Below are 14,886 nucleotides of genomic sequence, written 5' to 3'. Positions count from 1 at the left end.
TCACTCTTCTCATCTTCAAGCATTTCGCTTCTGGAATTAGCACAGTACTTATAATAGTCTGTTGCTGAGGTTTCAAAGGGCCAGTCCCTCCACCTCTCTAGATAAGAAATTAAAAATTATTAAATTTATAACTATTAAGATACACGTGTGTAGAAACTATGTCAAGCAGTAATTATTAAGGTTGAAGAATGAATGATTTTTTATTTATTTCTTCCATTGTTCCGTCTTTCAATTGAAAGACTCGGTCACCATATGGTAAAACGTCGTAATCATGAGTGACAAAAAAGATCGTTCTTCCTTCTGCTTGGCATTCTTTTAATATGTGAAGAACATTATCACGAGAAGCTCGATCGAGATTTCCGGTAGGTTCATCACAAATAAGAAGACTTGGGTCATTTAATAGTGCCCTAGCAATTGCCACGCGTTGTTTCTCTCCCCCTGACAAGTTTGTTGGAACTGCATCTATCCGATCCTCTAATCCCAATGTTCGCAATAAAGTTTCCGATCGCTCACGCAATTCTGCTTCTTTTTTATACGGCCATTCGGGAAGCATAACATTTTGCTTAGCAGTATATGCAGAAAACAATTCATACTCTTGGAAGATGTATCCGATATTGCGTCGTCGAAAATCACGTTTTTCTTCTTCGGAAGCATTTCCCATATCTAAACCACCAATAGATACCTTTGATCCAGCATCGGCATTCATAATGCCAGCAACACACTTCAATAAGGTTGTTTTCCCTGAACCTGATGGGCCAATAATATTTATCCATTCTCCTTTATTGACGTGACAAGAGATGTTATTTAAAACTAGCTTTTTTTCAATTGACGATTTGTACGTTTTTGATAATGATTCCATTATCATTTCCATTTCACTCATCCTTTCTGAATGTTAATAAGCATACGACCAATTACTGTTTCATTTAATAGTGCTGCGAAAGTAAATACAACCAAAGCAACGATACAACTCGTTACTATCATCCCCCAGGTGAATCCGGTCGTAGTAAATACGAAGAAAGTACCACAAGCCAAGCCAATCAAAACGATCAACCCAACCCAGGAAAAAGTCTCTTTACGTAATAGTCTTCGAATGCTTTTATTATGCCAACCGACCTTATACAACATTTGAATATCCCTTTGTCTTGCTTGCCAAAGCCGGAAGAGGGATTCAGTCAGTGTGAAAATTGTTAAAGCTATCATCCCTGTAAGTAATAGCCATTGCTGGTCATTTAGCTGCCAATGAACATAGGACCCGAGATTCGTTTCTGTCATCCGACGAACAGTGGCTTCAGACAAGGTTATGATAAATGCCAAAAGTCCTGTAGCCAGTAACAGCTGTATAGCGGCTGCAATTATATGTGATTTGTAGTAACGAATATTGGTTAGTATTAAGGAATGATTAGGTTTAAATATCCGTTTCTCGTTTTGTGATTCATCATAAAAATGATCGATAATCCATTTCAATCCCAAGATCAGTAAGAGTGCACCACCATATCCAATTAATAACATGTAGTGCAAATCGTAGATGAATAGGAGGGGGGTGATACTTAAGATGACACTTACGAAAAGCTGCCACAGCCACTGACCTCGGTAAAACTTGCGAATCATACCAGTGGACCACCCTATCTTTGCAAGGCGTTCCCGTTCCGTAGATTGTTCTGCTTTCATTACTCGAAAACGAGCAATCAATGCTAATAAGGCAATGAGTAAAAATGCCGAACCTGTCGCGGCACCGAATACATTCCAACTATTAAGTATGGTATCGGCGGCACCTAAGGTTGTCCAAGGCTGTAATACCGTACCGATTTCCTCAACATCAACTGCCAATGTCTGGTGGGAGGCACCTGCCACAATATCAACATGCAAACCTTTTGCTTCCATATCTGCAGCAACTTCACGAATTTTTTTCGCTGCTGCTTCCGTGTAACCATCAATTCCGGCAACCTTCACCCGAATGGCATCAATTGGTGCATCACCTTTAAAACGCTCCGCCCATTCAATGGATACAAGACCATGAGCTGGCGTGGGTAAATAATTCCCTGCCAGATGTGTGGGATGGAGTTCTTCTCCAGTTTCTTCAAGTGTTCCGTAATGGTATTGATAGATTCCTAGTGGGCTGGCAGCTAGACCGTTCTCAGCCGACCCAACCGATACCGTATCTGTTTGAAATAGAAAAACGAAATCTTCATTTTCCTCTCCAGCCTTAAATGATTGATGCTCTATAGGATTAACGTTTCTATGTATTGGAATATCTCCATTCCAATCTACAAGTTTGACTGACAGATTATTACCATGTAGCTCATATTCTGGTGGAGCAACACTGTAAAAGATATTTTGTACGTTAAAATCTGAAGCTATCATCGATTCACCGTGAATGTTAATATCATAATCTTTCCCCATAACTACATTGTAATTATCATCAAGCATGTACCAATCTTGTTCAAAAGAGGTAAGGTATTCAGCAAAATCAACTTCTATTGTTTCATCATGTAATGATTTTATAGTAGAGAGTTTCGACTCAACAGTTTGTTGTAACGCTTCATTATCATTGTAGATAACATATTCGAGTCCTTGGCCATCGGGGACGTTTACTTCCTTTTTAAGTAAATCAATTTCATCTTCTGAAACATCAAGTGTTTCCATTTTTATCGTTGTTTCAATCGGTGTTCTTGACTCTGATATACCAACTAATGGAATTCCCTCACCGCCACCTGGTCCCATGCTACTACTAATTTCCGTGTTAAGAGAAGAAAAGTCAACACCAGTTAAGGCTGATTCGGATATGGGATCTATAGCTACAACCGGATGATAGGAAGAAGGAATAACAAAACCAGGATTATTACTCGTAAAAAAGTTTCTTAATTCCTCTGGATAATAGACGTCATAGAAATTACCATCGTAAGGAAACAAGTAATATGCTGTTTGTTCTGCAACTTTGTATGTTTCTTTTCCGTCACTCGTTTTATGTACAACCGTATAGCGTACTGGTTTTTCTGGTCGTGGAACTTGAAATGATTGACTTGTTTTCGTAAATGACCCAAGTGCTGCTACAGGTGCAGCAAATTCTACCCGCTCATCTGCAGCGATTTCCTGCCATCTATCTATCGTAATACCTCCATTACCAACGCCTAAGTAGTTTTCTTCAACTACACCAAGTGATTCTTCCACGAGAGAAGGTGCACCATCAGGTCGAACAAGTAAATCATATTCACCCCGAGCAAAATCAGTAATATCAGCTTGTACTTGTTCGTTTGCCTCTGATAGTGAGTTCGCTGCAATTGGAATTAGTGCTAAAATGATGGTGAGTAATAGTATGCTTAAACTAAGCTGAAGTGGACGAGCAAGTAAGTGTCGCCATTGTATACGAAACATTTATTTCCCCTCCTATGTAGGAAACGCGCTGACTTGTTCTGCCAACGCACGTAAGTAAAAAACTATTTAATATACTAAATCCTTGAACACGTAATAAATTGATTACCAATAATATACAGTTTAATTAATAGAATGTAAAATATTTATTTATAATTTTAGTAAAAATATGACTATTATATTATTTTCTTTATTTTAATATTAGGATTATATATTAAGGTCTCTAATCGTAAAGCAACGGACGATTCCTTATGATATTGTGCAAAACATTAGGAGGGCAACTAGTTATAAAGGAATTGATTGGGGAAATCGTTAGAATATAATGTGAAAGAGGGTTGATTATACATGTAAAAACAGTCCTTATAAATTGCTAAGGAACTGTTTTTATAATTTTATTAGGAGAAATTCAATCCTGAATCGATCTTTTCTTAAATATCATTCTCCAAGACAATATGGTGACAATTATTAATATAACAAGGTAAATAATTACACCATATTCCATTTTGCTTACAAAATAATGAACTACAAAAAACATACCAACAATAAACATCAACAAGAAGGTTTTCATCGATTCTCCACCTTGTTGTGCAGATTCAAATGGCTTCGTAAATGGAAAACCTTCATTCTTGATTGCTCTAAAGCATATTAAGGTATGCAATATAGCTGTTACAAAAACCACAGCCAGATCAGGGATTATCCGTACGGAAAAAATCGTTACATAAATTACAGATAAGAAAAGAAAAATTGGCAAATACAATTTCAATAAAAATGCCTTCAATGTTGCACTAAAAACAAGGGATGGGTTGGTAATCGGTGTTGTTTGGAATACCCAAGCACCTTTATATTTCCCAGAAAAATTCAGCATAAAAATGACGACACCAATCATAATATTGCAAAAGTATATATTAAAATGCATATTACTGTTGGATAACTCAGCAAACGAATTGTTACTTACATAATTGAACAGAAAAATAAATGGGAATACAACAGCAATACCTAATGAAGGGTAAACTCTTAATTTAAAATCTCTTTCCCGACTTAACATGATAGAAGCGAATCGGAAAAATTGTTTTTCTTCCTTGTTATTACAAATTAACCGTTCCCACAAAGCTCCAATATTCCACTTCTGCTTTTTGTTTTTTCCTGTATCCTCCATTAGTTTTTGCAAATTTCGTTCAAACGATGGCATGAGGCGGTAATACAAGAAAATAGAAAGGAGTGGACCGATAAGTGCCAAGATGGAAAGAACAATGATAATCGTAGAATGATTTCCATTTAGAAGTAATTCAAATGGCGCTCCAAACCATATTGGTGGAATGAAAAGATGCCACCAGCTAAACTCGTAAACGAAATCCAATTCGACAAACTCAAAAGAACGAATCACAATTTGATAACCGATAATGATTCCAACCGATAAAAGAATTTGTACATAATTAATCATGTCCTTCAGTTTCTCACCGCTAAAAAACTGCAAGATAAAGATATATACCAACGCTGTTATTGTCATGATAAATAAGATTAATAGAATAACCTCTACAAAAAATAGAAGAAAATAGCCGATACCTTGTACACCAAGAATAACTAAAGATGGAATTCCAATAAATGCACCAGTTAACATGCTCATATAAATGGTAACATGGACGATTTTAGCAGCATTTACCGTCCTTATATTCACTGGTTTTGTATGTAGGATCGTTTTATCCTTTACGTCTAATAGCACTGACGAAAAATCGGAAATCATGGATGTCATTAAAATGAACATGGAAATCCCAAACATAATACTAATCTGAAAAATATAATTTTCTCCAAGTAATATAAATGGAATCAATACTAATCCGTATAATGCATAAATAAGCAACGATTTTAAAAAATGATTTCCATTGTCCTTTTTGTTGGACATATTAGAAGCAAAAATAGTCGGTACACGTCGCTGATCCATTGTAAGTTTAACCTGAAGAATGTTTCGCATCATCTCATAGTCAATATGTAGTAAGCGAAACAGTGGTCGAAATAGATCAAGTAACTTTAGGGAAACGAAATTATTCACGGCTATCACCTTCAGTGACAATGCTGACAAATTGCTTAGCTGTATGCTTGTGCTCATCAAAGCCAGTCAGTTGATTAAAAATTCCCTCTAAGGAACCTTGTTTACTTTGCTGCTGTAATTCTTCAAACGTTCCATCTGCAGCAATCTCTCCATCAATTAGTAAGACGATTCGATTGCTTATTTTTTCAACAACATCCATGATGTGGGAGGAATAAAATATGGTTTTCCCCTGGGCGACAAGTTGTTCAAGAATGTCTTTAATTACCATTACACTATTAGCATCCAGTCCATTAAGTGGTTCATCTAGAAATATCAGATCAGGATTATGTAACAGACTAGATATGATAAGAACTTTTTGGCGCATTCCTTTTGAAAAGGAGGCAATTCGTTTATGTAAAACATCCTTCATTTCGAATTGTTCCATAAGTAGCTCTGCTTTTTCTTCTGCCTGACTACGATCCATTCCATATAACTCTCCGGAGAATGTAAGATATTCACTAGCTGTAAGGTTATCATAAATCTCCGCATTCTCAGGAACATAACCAATTTTGCGCTTATACGAATGATCCGTTGTTGCAATGTCTTGGCCGAAGATTTCTACCGTTCCCTGGTAACCTTGAACAAGACCGAGCATGATTTTTAATGTCGTACTCTTCCCAGCTCCATTCGGCCCGATGTATCCAATAATCTGACCTTTGAACACGTCAAGGTTAATTCCGTTTAACACACTCTTGTTCGAATAACGCATTGTCAAATCTTTCAATGACAGAACTTTTCCTTCATTAATAATAATCACCTATTCCTCGAATATTTTCCCTTAACATATCAATCTATGTAAAAATTTTCAAGAGGGGGGTCGGGCCCCTCGTCCCATCCTCGTCCGTGGGAAGGTGGACCTGACCCCATGGACCACATTTATGTTATGATAGAAAAAAATGTTTATAAAGGGAATGTGTGAAGTTGAATTTTGTATCGATAGATTTTGAAACGGCGAATGAAAAGCGGTTTAGTCCATGTGCTGTGGGTATTGTAATCGCTAATCAAACTGAAATTATAGATGAATATTATAGTTTAATTAATCCTCAAATGTACTTTAGCTCGTTCAATACTAGAATTCATGGGATAACGGAGGGAGATGTAAAAGATGCCCCTACATTTTCGGAGGTGTGGCCTGAAATAAATATGTATTTATATAAAAATCTAGCAATTGCTCATAATGCTAGTTTTGATATGAGTGTCATTCGACAAACACTGGATCACGTTCAATTACCATACCCTGAATTAGATTATCTTTGTACCGCAAACATTGCGAAAAGAGTGTGGCCAGATTTAGCAAACCATAAATTGAATACTCTTGCTGCACACCATCAAATAACCTTTAACCATCACCACGCATTAGAAGATGCTCGAGTGGCGGCTAAAGTATTCATGAAAGCATTAGAAGCATATGAAACTGACTCCGTTGATATATTTTTAGAAAAGTGTACGATGACAAAGGGACGAATTTATGATAAGGGATATTACCCACCGAAAGTGAAACGAACAAAGAAAAGCCGTAAACTATTTATTGGCAGATAAGAAATCTATATTATTCTTATCCTACATAAGGTATTCGGCATAAGGTCTTGGTGAATGCCAGTTTACTATCAATTATAAGAACCTTAATAGTGGGGAAGAATTGAGGTGAACAAGATTGGAAGGCTCTTATTATGTTGGTTGGGGGACACTTGCTTTAATAAATGCTGGTATTGCTCAAGGCAAAAACCGAAGTGGTTTGAATTGGTTTTTACTGTCTCTTATTTTAGGTCCGATAGCAACGTTTATTTTAGTAATTGTGGAAAAGCGATAACTGAAGAAAAGGATGGGAAACATGGCAGAATTAAAATTTGAAATCATGGAAACAATTGCAGTACTGTCGGAATCGCCAAAAGGGTGGACGAAGGAGTTAAACCTTATAAGCTGGAATGGTCGGGATCCAAAATATGATATACGAGATTGGGCACCTGATCATGAAAAAATGGGGAAAGGTGTTACCCTTTCGAAAGAGGATGTATTAAACTTAAAAACAGCTTTAAGCAATATGGATGAGATATAAATTATCTTATCCATGTTTTTATTTTGTTTAGGAATTTCATGTTAGAGTTAGAATAAAAAATAGTGTATCATTTAACTATACATTCAACATGGAAGAATATGGAGGAGATAGCATGAATGCAAAGCGTTGGTTTGCACTACTAGCAGCTGCAGTTTTATTTATAGTATCCATTGGAATGCAATTGATAAGCAGTTTTGCTACAGCAAACTTTGAGCAAATGTTTGCTTTTCAAGATAAGAAATTTGTAGAAGAGATCGTAGAAGAAGGGATTGGTAACAAAATTGTAGTACTTCACTTGGATGGTGTCATTCAAGATACAGCGCCAAGTACACTAATAAATACCACATCTTATAACCATAAACGGTTTCTGGAAATGCTTGATGAAGCAGGGAAAGATAATAGTGTCGATGGAATTATTCTTCGTGTAAACACACCAGGTGGAGGTGTGGTTGAAAGTGCAGAAATTCATGATAAGATCGTTGACATTCAAAATGAGTATGAAAAACCGATCTACGTATCCATGGGGAACACGGCAGCTTCTGGTGGCTATTACATATCAGCACCCGCAGATAAAATTGTAGCACATCCAGCAACATTGACTGGTTCTATTGGTGTCATTATGGAAGGATATGATCTTTCTGGTTTGGCAGAGGATCTAGGAGTTGATTTTAATACTATTAAGAGTGGAGAGTTTAAAGATATCATGTCATTCTCTAGAGAAATGACCGATGAAGAACGGGATATTTTACAAACGATGATCGATGATATGTATGCTGATTTCGTTAAAGTAATCGTCGATGGACGAGGGATGTCTGAAGCTACTGTTAGAGACATAGGTGATGGTCGCGTATATACTGGAAAACAAGCACAAGAGAACGGACTTGTAGATGCATTAGGATCGATGGACGATACGATTGCCATGATGAAAGAAGATTATGATTGGGATGATGTACAGGTTGTGAAATACAATAATGCTCTTGGTTTTGAGCAGTTCTTAGGTATGTCTACACAAAATTTATTTGGTGATGAGAAGAAATTATTAAGCATGATGGATGTCATACGTGAATCAAATGCACCACGTGCGATGTACTTATATTCGAATTAAGGGGGTGCCGTCATGAGTGAAAATATAGTTGCCTATGCGACAGAAGATCCCACATCTCCAAGGAGATATGCTGGATTCTGGATGCGGTTCTGGGCCTATTTAATTGATTTGATCGTAGTCTTTAGCATTAACGGTATCCTGTTAATTCCATTTAAGTTTATCAATGATGGTGCGGTGATTGATATTGGATTTTGGACGTTAACGGGGATTCTCGGATCCATCATCTTCTATGTCTATTTCCTAATCATGACTAGAATATTTGGTCAAACATTAGGAAAAATGATACTTGGAATTAAAGTTGTTCGGGACGATAATCAGCCATTGCGGTGGAGTGATTTAATCTTTAGAGAACTAATTGGAAGGTTCCTCCATCGTGTATTTGGTTTTCTTTTCCTACTATACATTGTTGTTGGCTTTACAAGGGAAAAGCAAGGAATACATGATATGATTGGAAATACAAGAGTCGTATTTGATGAATAAGTATTTGATACCGAAAAAGACACACAACCAGTATGGTGTGTGTCTTTTAATTTAACTAATATTTCATTCGTAGTGCTTTATTTGCTAAGTTCATATCATTTTCCAGCAATTTTTGCATGTTATAGGAAGGGTAAAGTCCATTTTGATACATATAGTTAAACACATTTGCATGGCTTTTTATTGCTTTTTGAAGGTGGTTCGATAATGTATCTCGAACCTGAGGGGTTGCGGTCTCTGTAATAGCAATAGCGTAGTTACGTACAGCAGTCTTTGTTAAAGCTAAGAGATCTCCAGCGTAGAACCCTTTGTCTAATCGCATTTCTTCTGCATTCATTTCATCTCTTGGTGCTAAAGAATAAAATTTCAATAGATCTTTAATATTATTTTCTAAATCTTTAATGCTTTGAACATATAATCCACGAAGTTTTCCATCACTAATTTCATCGACTGAATTCTTTAATTTCATTAAACCAACTGATTGAAATGCTACTAATTCATGAATTTCTAATGTTTCATGCCATGCTAAATGCCTAGGCTGTCTGCTTTCTGTTGTATCCAATTGTAATCCTCCTAATTAAATAGTCATTTTCACTATATTCAATTGACAATATTTAGGTACTTGACCAATGGGAAATAGGCTGTTGTAACAATATAAGAACAAATTTACTTGTCACTATAAATTTTCCGAATTATAATAAAAGATAGAATTTTACATTTGTTAGCAGGCATCAAAATACTTTTGAGGAGTGGAGATAATTCATGAACACAGATACAAATGTACTTGATGGTCTTAACAAGATGTTGGAGCGTGCACGAAGAAATACGTTAGGGGATCTACTTGCAAGGACAAGGGAGCGAGTACCAGACAAGTTCGCACTTGCATACGGTAAACAGCGTTTGAATTATGCTGAATTAGATGACCTCGTTAATCAGACTGCGAACGCCTTTTTAAATGATGGTATGAAAAAAGGAGATATGATTACTGTCATGTCTAAAAACAGTCTTGATTTTGTGATTGTAAACTTTGCATTAGCTCGTATTGGAGCAGTTATGGTTCCGATTAATTATATGCTTACTGTAGAAGATGTGTCATATATTTTAGAGCATGCTGATGTGAATGGTTTTATTGCATCGGAAGAATATGCTGTTGTTCTTGCTCAATCAGCAGGTAGGTTAGAAATCAAGCATCGGTATGTAATGGATGTGTCTACAAAAGACCTTTTATCTTCTGACTTAGAAGCATGGACAGTGTTAGCAATTGCACGGCAAGGACAATCAACAGCTTTTGTTGATGCAGATATATCAGACGATGATTTAGCACATGTCCTTTATACTAGTGGAACGGAATCACGTCCAAAAGGTGTCATGCTGTCTCATAAAAGTATTATTAGTGAGTATATGAGCTGTATCGTTGATGGTAATATGGCAGAAAATGATGTTTTAATTCATGCATTGCCTCTGTATCATAGTGCACAGCTACACTGTTTCTTAGGACCAAGTATTTACCTTGGATCCAGTGGGGTGATATTACCAGGGGCAAGTGCTGAAATTATTTTAGATACGATAGAAAAGGAGGGCGCAACCCAGTTATTCTGTCCACCAACAGTATGGATTGCTTTACTTCGTCATCCTGATTTTGATAAACGAAATTTAACGACATTGGAGAAATGTTATTATGGCGCTGCGATTATGCCTCGTGAAATTTTAAAAGAACTTTCCGAACGGCTACCTAATGCGAAGTTTTGGAATTTTTACGGACAAACGGAAGTAGCTCCATTAGCTACTGCGTTACAGCCTGAGGAGCAACTCCGTAAACTTGGTTCTGCTGGAAAACCAACACTGAATATGCAAACGAAGATAGTAGATGAAAACGATATAGAGGTACCTCGTGGAGAAATTGGTGAAATTGTTCATCGTACCCCACATGCAATGAAAGGTTACTTACATGATCCAGAAAAGACTGCCGAAGCATTTCGGGGAGGTTGGTTCCATAGTGGTGATCTCGGTATCATGGATGAGGACGGCTATATTACAATAGTCGATCGAAAGAAAGATATGATAAATACAGGTGGTGTTAATGTTTCGAGTCGAGAGGTAGAGGAAACAATTTATCAAATGGGAGGGGTATCAGAAGTTGCAGTTATTAGTATTCCAGATAAATATTGGATTGAAGCAGTTACGGCGATTATTGTTCCGAAAGCAGAAGCAGTACTAACAAAAGAGGATGTCATCGAACATTGTAAGGGAAAATTATCAAAATTTAAGGTACCAAAATATGTTGATTTTACTGATTCTCTGCCAAAGAATCCTAGTGGAAAAGTGTTGAAACGATCATTACGAGATCAATATGAGGACTTGGATGAAGGATAAGACTTGATTCCTCATATATAATGGTAATATAAATAAAGAAACACAAGTCCTGGCGACTTGTGTTTCTTTAACTAGTGAACTCGTTCTACCTCAAAGCCCTCTTCTTCCAAAATGGAAACAATATGTGGTTCCAATAGTAAATGTAAACTACCGACAATCACAAAGTATGTATCACCACTATCTTTCTCTAGAAATTCTTTTATAGTATCTGCCATACCATAGTTTCGATTATCATTTAATGCTTCCATAAATGCTTGATCTTCCGCACTAGCTACCATGTTTTCGTCCGTTAAGGAAGCTAACAATTTATCCGAGTTGCCCTCCTTATACAGGGAAAACATTTCTTGCAAATGCTGGTCAAATTCCTCGATATCGATTAATGAGTCTTCTAACATCTGAACCTGATAGGCATGTGAAGTATCAGCATAAATGCTTAGCTGTTCTTCAACGGTCTCTAAGCCAATTACTTGTTTGTTATCCTGATCTGCTCTATTCAAAAAGTACTCATCAACACCGTGGGTATAACCTAATTGCTCTATCATTAACTGTTGGATGGTTGAAGATAAGAACCACGGCTTAAAATTTTGTAGCATTTGAATCGGCATTCCAAGACCATGTAATGTTGCTTCTAACTCTGTGAACAGTTCCTCTGGAATGTGATCCTGTAATGTCGTGCCGTCCTGATAGGCTGCGAGTTCGGTCGTAATACCTTGTACTTCAAACGGATTAACGTTATTTAAGTCTATTTCAGGAACAATAATATCAGATTCGGCATATGCTTGCTCGATTTTTTCGTTAAGTGGATAAAAGTCTTCTGTAGCAGCGTGAATGGTCCCTTGCAAATAAACGGTTGTAGTACCATTTTCTACTTTCCAGAGAAAACCACCGGGACCATCAGGTGTACCAACAACTTCTACTTCTAATGTAGTAATAACTTCGATGTCTTGATCAGCTAAGTGAACGAATACATCAGAGTCTTGATCAAAAGGGTTGCCAGCAATAGTTACTTCTTTTAAGCTATCTAGTTTTTCTAAAACAGAAAAATCGCGAATGTTATTATTTTGTAGAAATAATACCTCTAATTCATCCAATTTTTCAATACCGTTAAGTTCTTCTATTTCCTGATCTGACAAGTCAAGTTCCGTAATCCCATCAAGATCTTCATCAGAAAGTTGTCCTTCTGACTTGTCAATTTCTGCACGTATCGCAGCTTCTAGTTTTTCATCAGTAAAAGAAATATCTTCTGATTGGCAAGCAAACAAGAATACCGCTAACACCAAAATGATTATATTACATATTGAACGTTTCATACCACATTACCTCCTAAATTAAGTTTAAACGATCTATTTATTGTTTGCCATATGATATCCATTATGATTCGGAAGACAGATCAATTTTTTATGATGGCAACGGATAATAGCAATTATTTTTGAAATAATATGTAATGTGGAGGTGTTGGTACATGAGTAAAAAAAATGATAATTGGAGCAAAAAACGGGTTCATTCAAGTGTGAATCCACAGGGATTAACCGAAGATGTTGAAGATCAGCAACCGAGATCACAATTAGAGCAACATTCCAAAAAAAAGAATACGAAAATATAGGATTTCAAAGTAGGTGAACATCATCGATGATACATTGTTATACTTACGTGAGTCACTAGCGAATTATATTGAAAATGATTTGTGTAAACAAATTTTCCAAAAAATTGAGCAGAACAACTATGAAAGTGAAGAGCAATTTGCTGAGGATCTGGATGATAAAGAGATGAGTTATCTTGATTCTATAGTTGAGAGAGAGTTAAATTATGCAAAAAATGTCGGGGATGATACGAGGGTGGACCAATTAACTGAGGTATATGAACTACTTTTCTAGATGAAGATAGGAGTATCATCTCATTTTACACTATTGGATAGAATTAACATTGATATATTCCTTTCTGCGTAGTAATATATAAATACAAGCTACGATGTTCGTATTTAATTAAGTTTTAACCTCTAAATAGATAATAGGGAGTTTTACATTGAAACTCAAATGCCGTGCCGTCACAGAGCGGAAGGCAAGAAGGTTTCTGCAAACACCCACTTAGTGAAGTGGTGGTTTAAAACTTTTTATTTGAAGGTACGGCATAGGTGGCTAGTGAATATGTAAATGGCAGACCAACTTCTTTTTAGAGGTTGGTCTTTAACTTTTTCTGGTATATAAGTGTGTGTTCAAAAAGGAGGATGAAAAGGACCGTGAAGTTCGAGGCGGCGTAGCAGCGTAGAAACAAGCCAACGAAGAAATTCGATGTGTCATTTTTACCAGACTTTTTGAACATCCTCTATAAGCAAATCCTTTCAGAATTGATCATATTTTTGTATTATACAGTGAAATGAAAATGCCTTATGATAGAGTCGATACCAAACATAAGGAAGAGGGATCTTATATGTCGTTTGTATATGAAAGGCTTGACCATGTGCAGTTAGCGGCGCCAATTGGAAAAGAAGATGATGCACGAACCTTTTATAGTGAAATTTTGGGGTTGAAAGAAATAGAAAAACCAGAGCCATTACGAAATCGTGGAGGGGTATGGTTTCAAGCTGGTATGGTTCACATCCATATTGGAGTAGAAGAGCCTTTTACTCCAGCTAAGAAAGCGCATCCGGCTATTCGAGTCAGAAATATAGAAGCTATGAAGAAATACTTAGATAGCAGGAACATTGATTACATTTCCGATAAGAATCTACCAGGTGCAAATCGATTTTATGTATCAGATCCATTTGGAAATCGGTTAGAATTTTTGGAGTGGGGTTAATAGGAGAGTAATTACTAATTCGTGGAGAAACCTGTGTTAATATTTGCAAAGAAATGGGTGCTAAGAGAATCGGACAATGAAGTCCGTTCTTTTTATTAATAATTTAAGTCAGAAATTTTCGAATGATCTATGTGTAATATGTTATCATGAACTTATGTAGGACTTGACTTAAACGTGTTTGTTATATATTTTATATCTAGTCTATTCTAAAAGTGCTCATAAATTTAATTCAGGGGGATTTTTTATGAATATCTTATTGGGTGTTCTAAGTATTTTATGGGGAATTACGACCTTGATTTTTTTCTTCTTCAAACTAAAAGAAAAGGATTTTAGTGATTTTAAGGTGAGAAACGAGCTTGGTGATGAAGGATTTCCGCTTTTGGTAATTTGGAATTGGATTCTTAGAAAACTTCCTATAGCGTTCATAAGAAGTACAGTTATTGTAACAGGATTAATTTTTATTATAGGAGGCATTGTAATTATTTAAACACTCCTCCATGACTTTTGCAATTGCTCCGGCAGATCCAACTTTCCGTGGGCACGGCTTCAGCTTCTTTTGAAGAATATCGATTTCCAGTAGCAATTCGCTCATAAAATGAAATATTCGCTCACAAGCAACAATTT

16 protein-coding genes, 1 other RNA gene and 1 riboswitch are annotated in these 14,886 nt (G+C 36.4%); of the genes, 11 read left to right on the top strand and 6 right to left on the bottom strand.

Annotated features, from left to right (window positions below; translation table 11 throughout):
• Window positions 1-6 precede the first annotated feature (6 nt).
• A riboswitch (SAM riboswitch) is annotated at window positions 7-108 on the bottom strand.
• 67 nt (window positions 109-175) lie between these two features.
• The 4 genes from ACFSTA_RS01060 to ACFSTA_RS01045 form a co-directional block, all read right to left on the bottom strand.
• Window positions 176-871: an ABC transporter ATP-binding protein gene (locus ACFSTA_RS01060; protein ID WP_377554586.1), complete on the bottom strand. Its 696-nt coding sequence runs from the start codon at window positions 869-871 to the stop codon at window positions 176-178.
• A 5-nt stretch (window positions 872-876) separates the two neighbouring features.
• Entirely contained in the window at window positions 877-3,372 is a 2,496-nt protein-coding gene (locus tag ACFSTA_RS01055) for a hypothetical protein (RefSeq protein ID WP_377554584.1), read from the bottom strand.
• Window positions 3,373-3,775: 403 nt separating this feature from the next.
• On the bottom strand, window positions 3,776-5,416 hold the full coding sequence (locus ACFSTA_RS01050; RefSeq protein WP_377554582.1) for a hypothetical protein: 1,641 nt from the start codon (window positions 5,414-5,416) through the stop codon (window positions 3,776-3,778).
• On the bottom strand, window positions 5,409-6,203 hold the full coding sequence (locus ACFSTA_RS01045; protein WP_377554944.1) for an ABC transporter ATP-binding protein: 795 nt from the start codon (window positions 6,201-6,203) through the stop codon (window positions 5,409-5,411). The genes ACFSTA_RS01050 and ACFSTA_RS01045 overlap by 8 nt, the downstream gene beginning before the upstream one ends.
• Before the next feature lie 173 nt (window positions 6,204-6,376).
• Between ACFSTA_RS01045 and ACFSTA_RS01040 the strand changes: the two genes are divergently transcribed.
• The 5 genes from ACFSTA_RS01040 (at window position 6,377) to ACFSTA_RS01020 (ending at window position 9,096) form a co-directional block, all read left to right on the top strand.
• Window positions 6,377-6,994, top strand: coding sequence for a 3'-5' exonuclease (locus ACFSTA_RS01040; RefSeq protein WP_377554580.1), 618 nt, complete (start codon window positions 6,377-6,379; stop codon window positions 6,992-6,994).
• A 115-nt stretch (window positions 6,995-7,109) separates the two neighbouring features.
• Complete coding sequence (locus tag ACFSTA_RS01035) at window positions 7,110-7,265, top strand: hypothetical protein (RefSeq protein WP_377554578.1); 156 nt, start codon at window positions 7,110-7,112, stop codon at window positions 7,263-7,265.
• A gap of 21 nt (window positions 7,266-7,286) precedes the next feature.
• Window positions 7,287-7,511 (top strand): YdbC family protein, encoded by a 225-nt coding sequence (locus tag ACFSTA_RS01030; RefSeq protein ID WP_377554576.1) that lies wholly within the window; start codon window positions 7,287-7,289, stop codon window positions 7,509-7,511.
• 112 nt (window positions 7,512-7,623) lie between these two features.
• The gene (sppA, locus tag ACFSTA_RS01025) at window positions 7,624-8,616 is read left to right on the top strand and encodes a signal peptide peptidase SppA (RefSeq protein ID WP_377554574.1); all 993 of its coding nucleotides are present in this window, start codon (window positions 7,624-7,626) and stop codon (window positions 8,614-8,616) included.
• 12 nt (window positions 8,617-8,628) lie between these two features.
• The gene (locus ACFSTA_RS01020) at window positions 8,629-9,096 is read left to right on the top strand and encodes an RDD family protein (RefSeq protein WP_377554572.1); all 468 of its coding nucleotides are present in this window, start codon (window positions 8,629-8,631) and stop codon (window positions 9,094-9,096) included.
• Window positions 9,097-9,151: 55 nt separating this feature from the next.
• On the opposite strand, the gene ACFSTA_RS01015 is transcribed toward ACFSTA_RS01020, so the two are convergent.
• Entirely contained in the window at window positions 9,152-9,655 is a 504-nt protein-coding gene (locus tag ACFSTA_RS01015; RefSeq protein ID WP_377554570.1) for a spore coat protein, read from the bottom strand.
• Window positions 9,656-9,855: 200 nt separating this feature from the next.
• Between ACFSTA_RS01015 and ACFSTA_RS01010 the strand changes: the two genes are divergently transcribed.
• Window positions 9,856-11,466: an acyl-CoA synthetase gene (locus tag ACFSTA_RS01010; protein ID WP_377554568.1), complete on the top strand. Its 1,611-nt coding sequence runs from the start codon at window positions 9,856-9,858 to the stop codon at window positions 11,464-11,466.
• Between the two features lie 71 nt (window positions 11,467-11,537).
• On the opposite strand, the gene ACFSTA_RS01005 is transcribed toward ACFSTA_RS01010, so the two are convergent.
• Window positions 11,538-12,776, bottom strand: a complete 1,239-nt coding sequence (locus ACFSTA_RS01005) for a TraB/GumN family protein (RefSeq protein WP_377554567.1) — start codon at window positions 12,774-12,776, stop codon at window positions 11,538-11,540.
• Window positions 12,777-12,928: 152 nt separating this feature from the next.
• Between ACFSTA_RS01005 and ACFSTA_RS01000 the strand changes: the two genes are divergently transcribed.
• The 5 genes from ACFSTA_RS01000 to ACFSTA_RS00980 all read left to right on the top strand — a co-directional run bounded on the left by ACFSTA_RS01000 (window position 12,929) and on the right by ACFSTA_RS00980 (window position 14,749).
• Window positions 12,929-13,069: a small, acid-soluble spore protein L gene (locus ACFSTA_RS01000; protein WP_377554566.1), complete on the top strand. Its 141-nt coding sequence runs from the start codon at window positions 12,929-12,931 to the stop codon at window positions 13,067-13,069.
• 13 nt (window positions 13,070-13,082) lie between these two features.
• Complete coding sequence (locus ACFSTA_RS00995) at window positions 13,083-13,340, top strand: sporulation protein (protein WP_377554564.1); 258 nt, start codon at window positions 13,083-13,085, stop codon at window positions 13,338-13,340.
• 83 nt (window positions 13,341-13,423) lie between these two features.
• A non-coding RNA gene (gene ssrS, locus ACFSTA_RS00990) (6S RNA) lies at window positions 13,424-13,608 on the top strand.
• A 285-nt stretch (window positions 13,609-13,893) separates the two neighbouring features.
• Complete coding sequence (locus ACFSTA_RS00985; RefSeq protein WP_377554562.1) at window positions 13,894-14,262, top strand: VOC family protein; 369 nt, start codon at window positions 13,894-13,896, stop codon at window positions 14,260-14,262.
• Window positions 14,263-14,506: 244 nt separating this feature from the next.
• A complete protein-coding gene (locus tag ACFSTA_RS00980; protein WP_377554560.1) occupies window positions 14,507-14,749 on the top strand; it encodes a hypothetical protein in 243 nt (80 codons plus the stop codon).
• The last annotated feature ends 137 nt before the right edge of the window (window positions 14,750-14,886 follow it).

Origin of the sequence: Ornithinibacillus salinisoli (assembly GCF_042684965.1) — a bacterium.
In the GTDB taxonomy this organism is placed as follows: domain Bacteria; phylum Bacillota; class Bacilli; order Bacillales; family Amphibacillaceae; genus Ornithinibacillus; species Ornithinibacillus salinisoli.
This window is presented reverse-complemented; position numbering and strand designations above follow the sequence as displayed.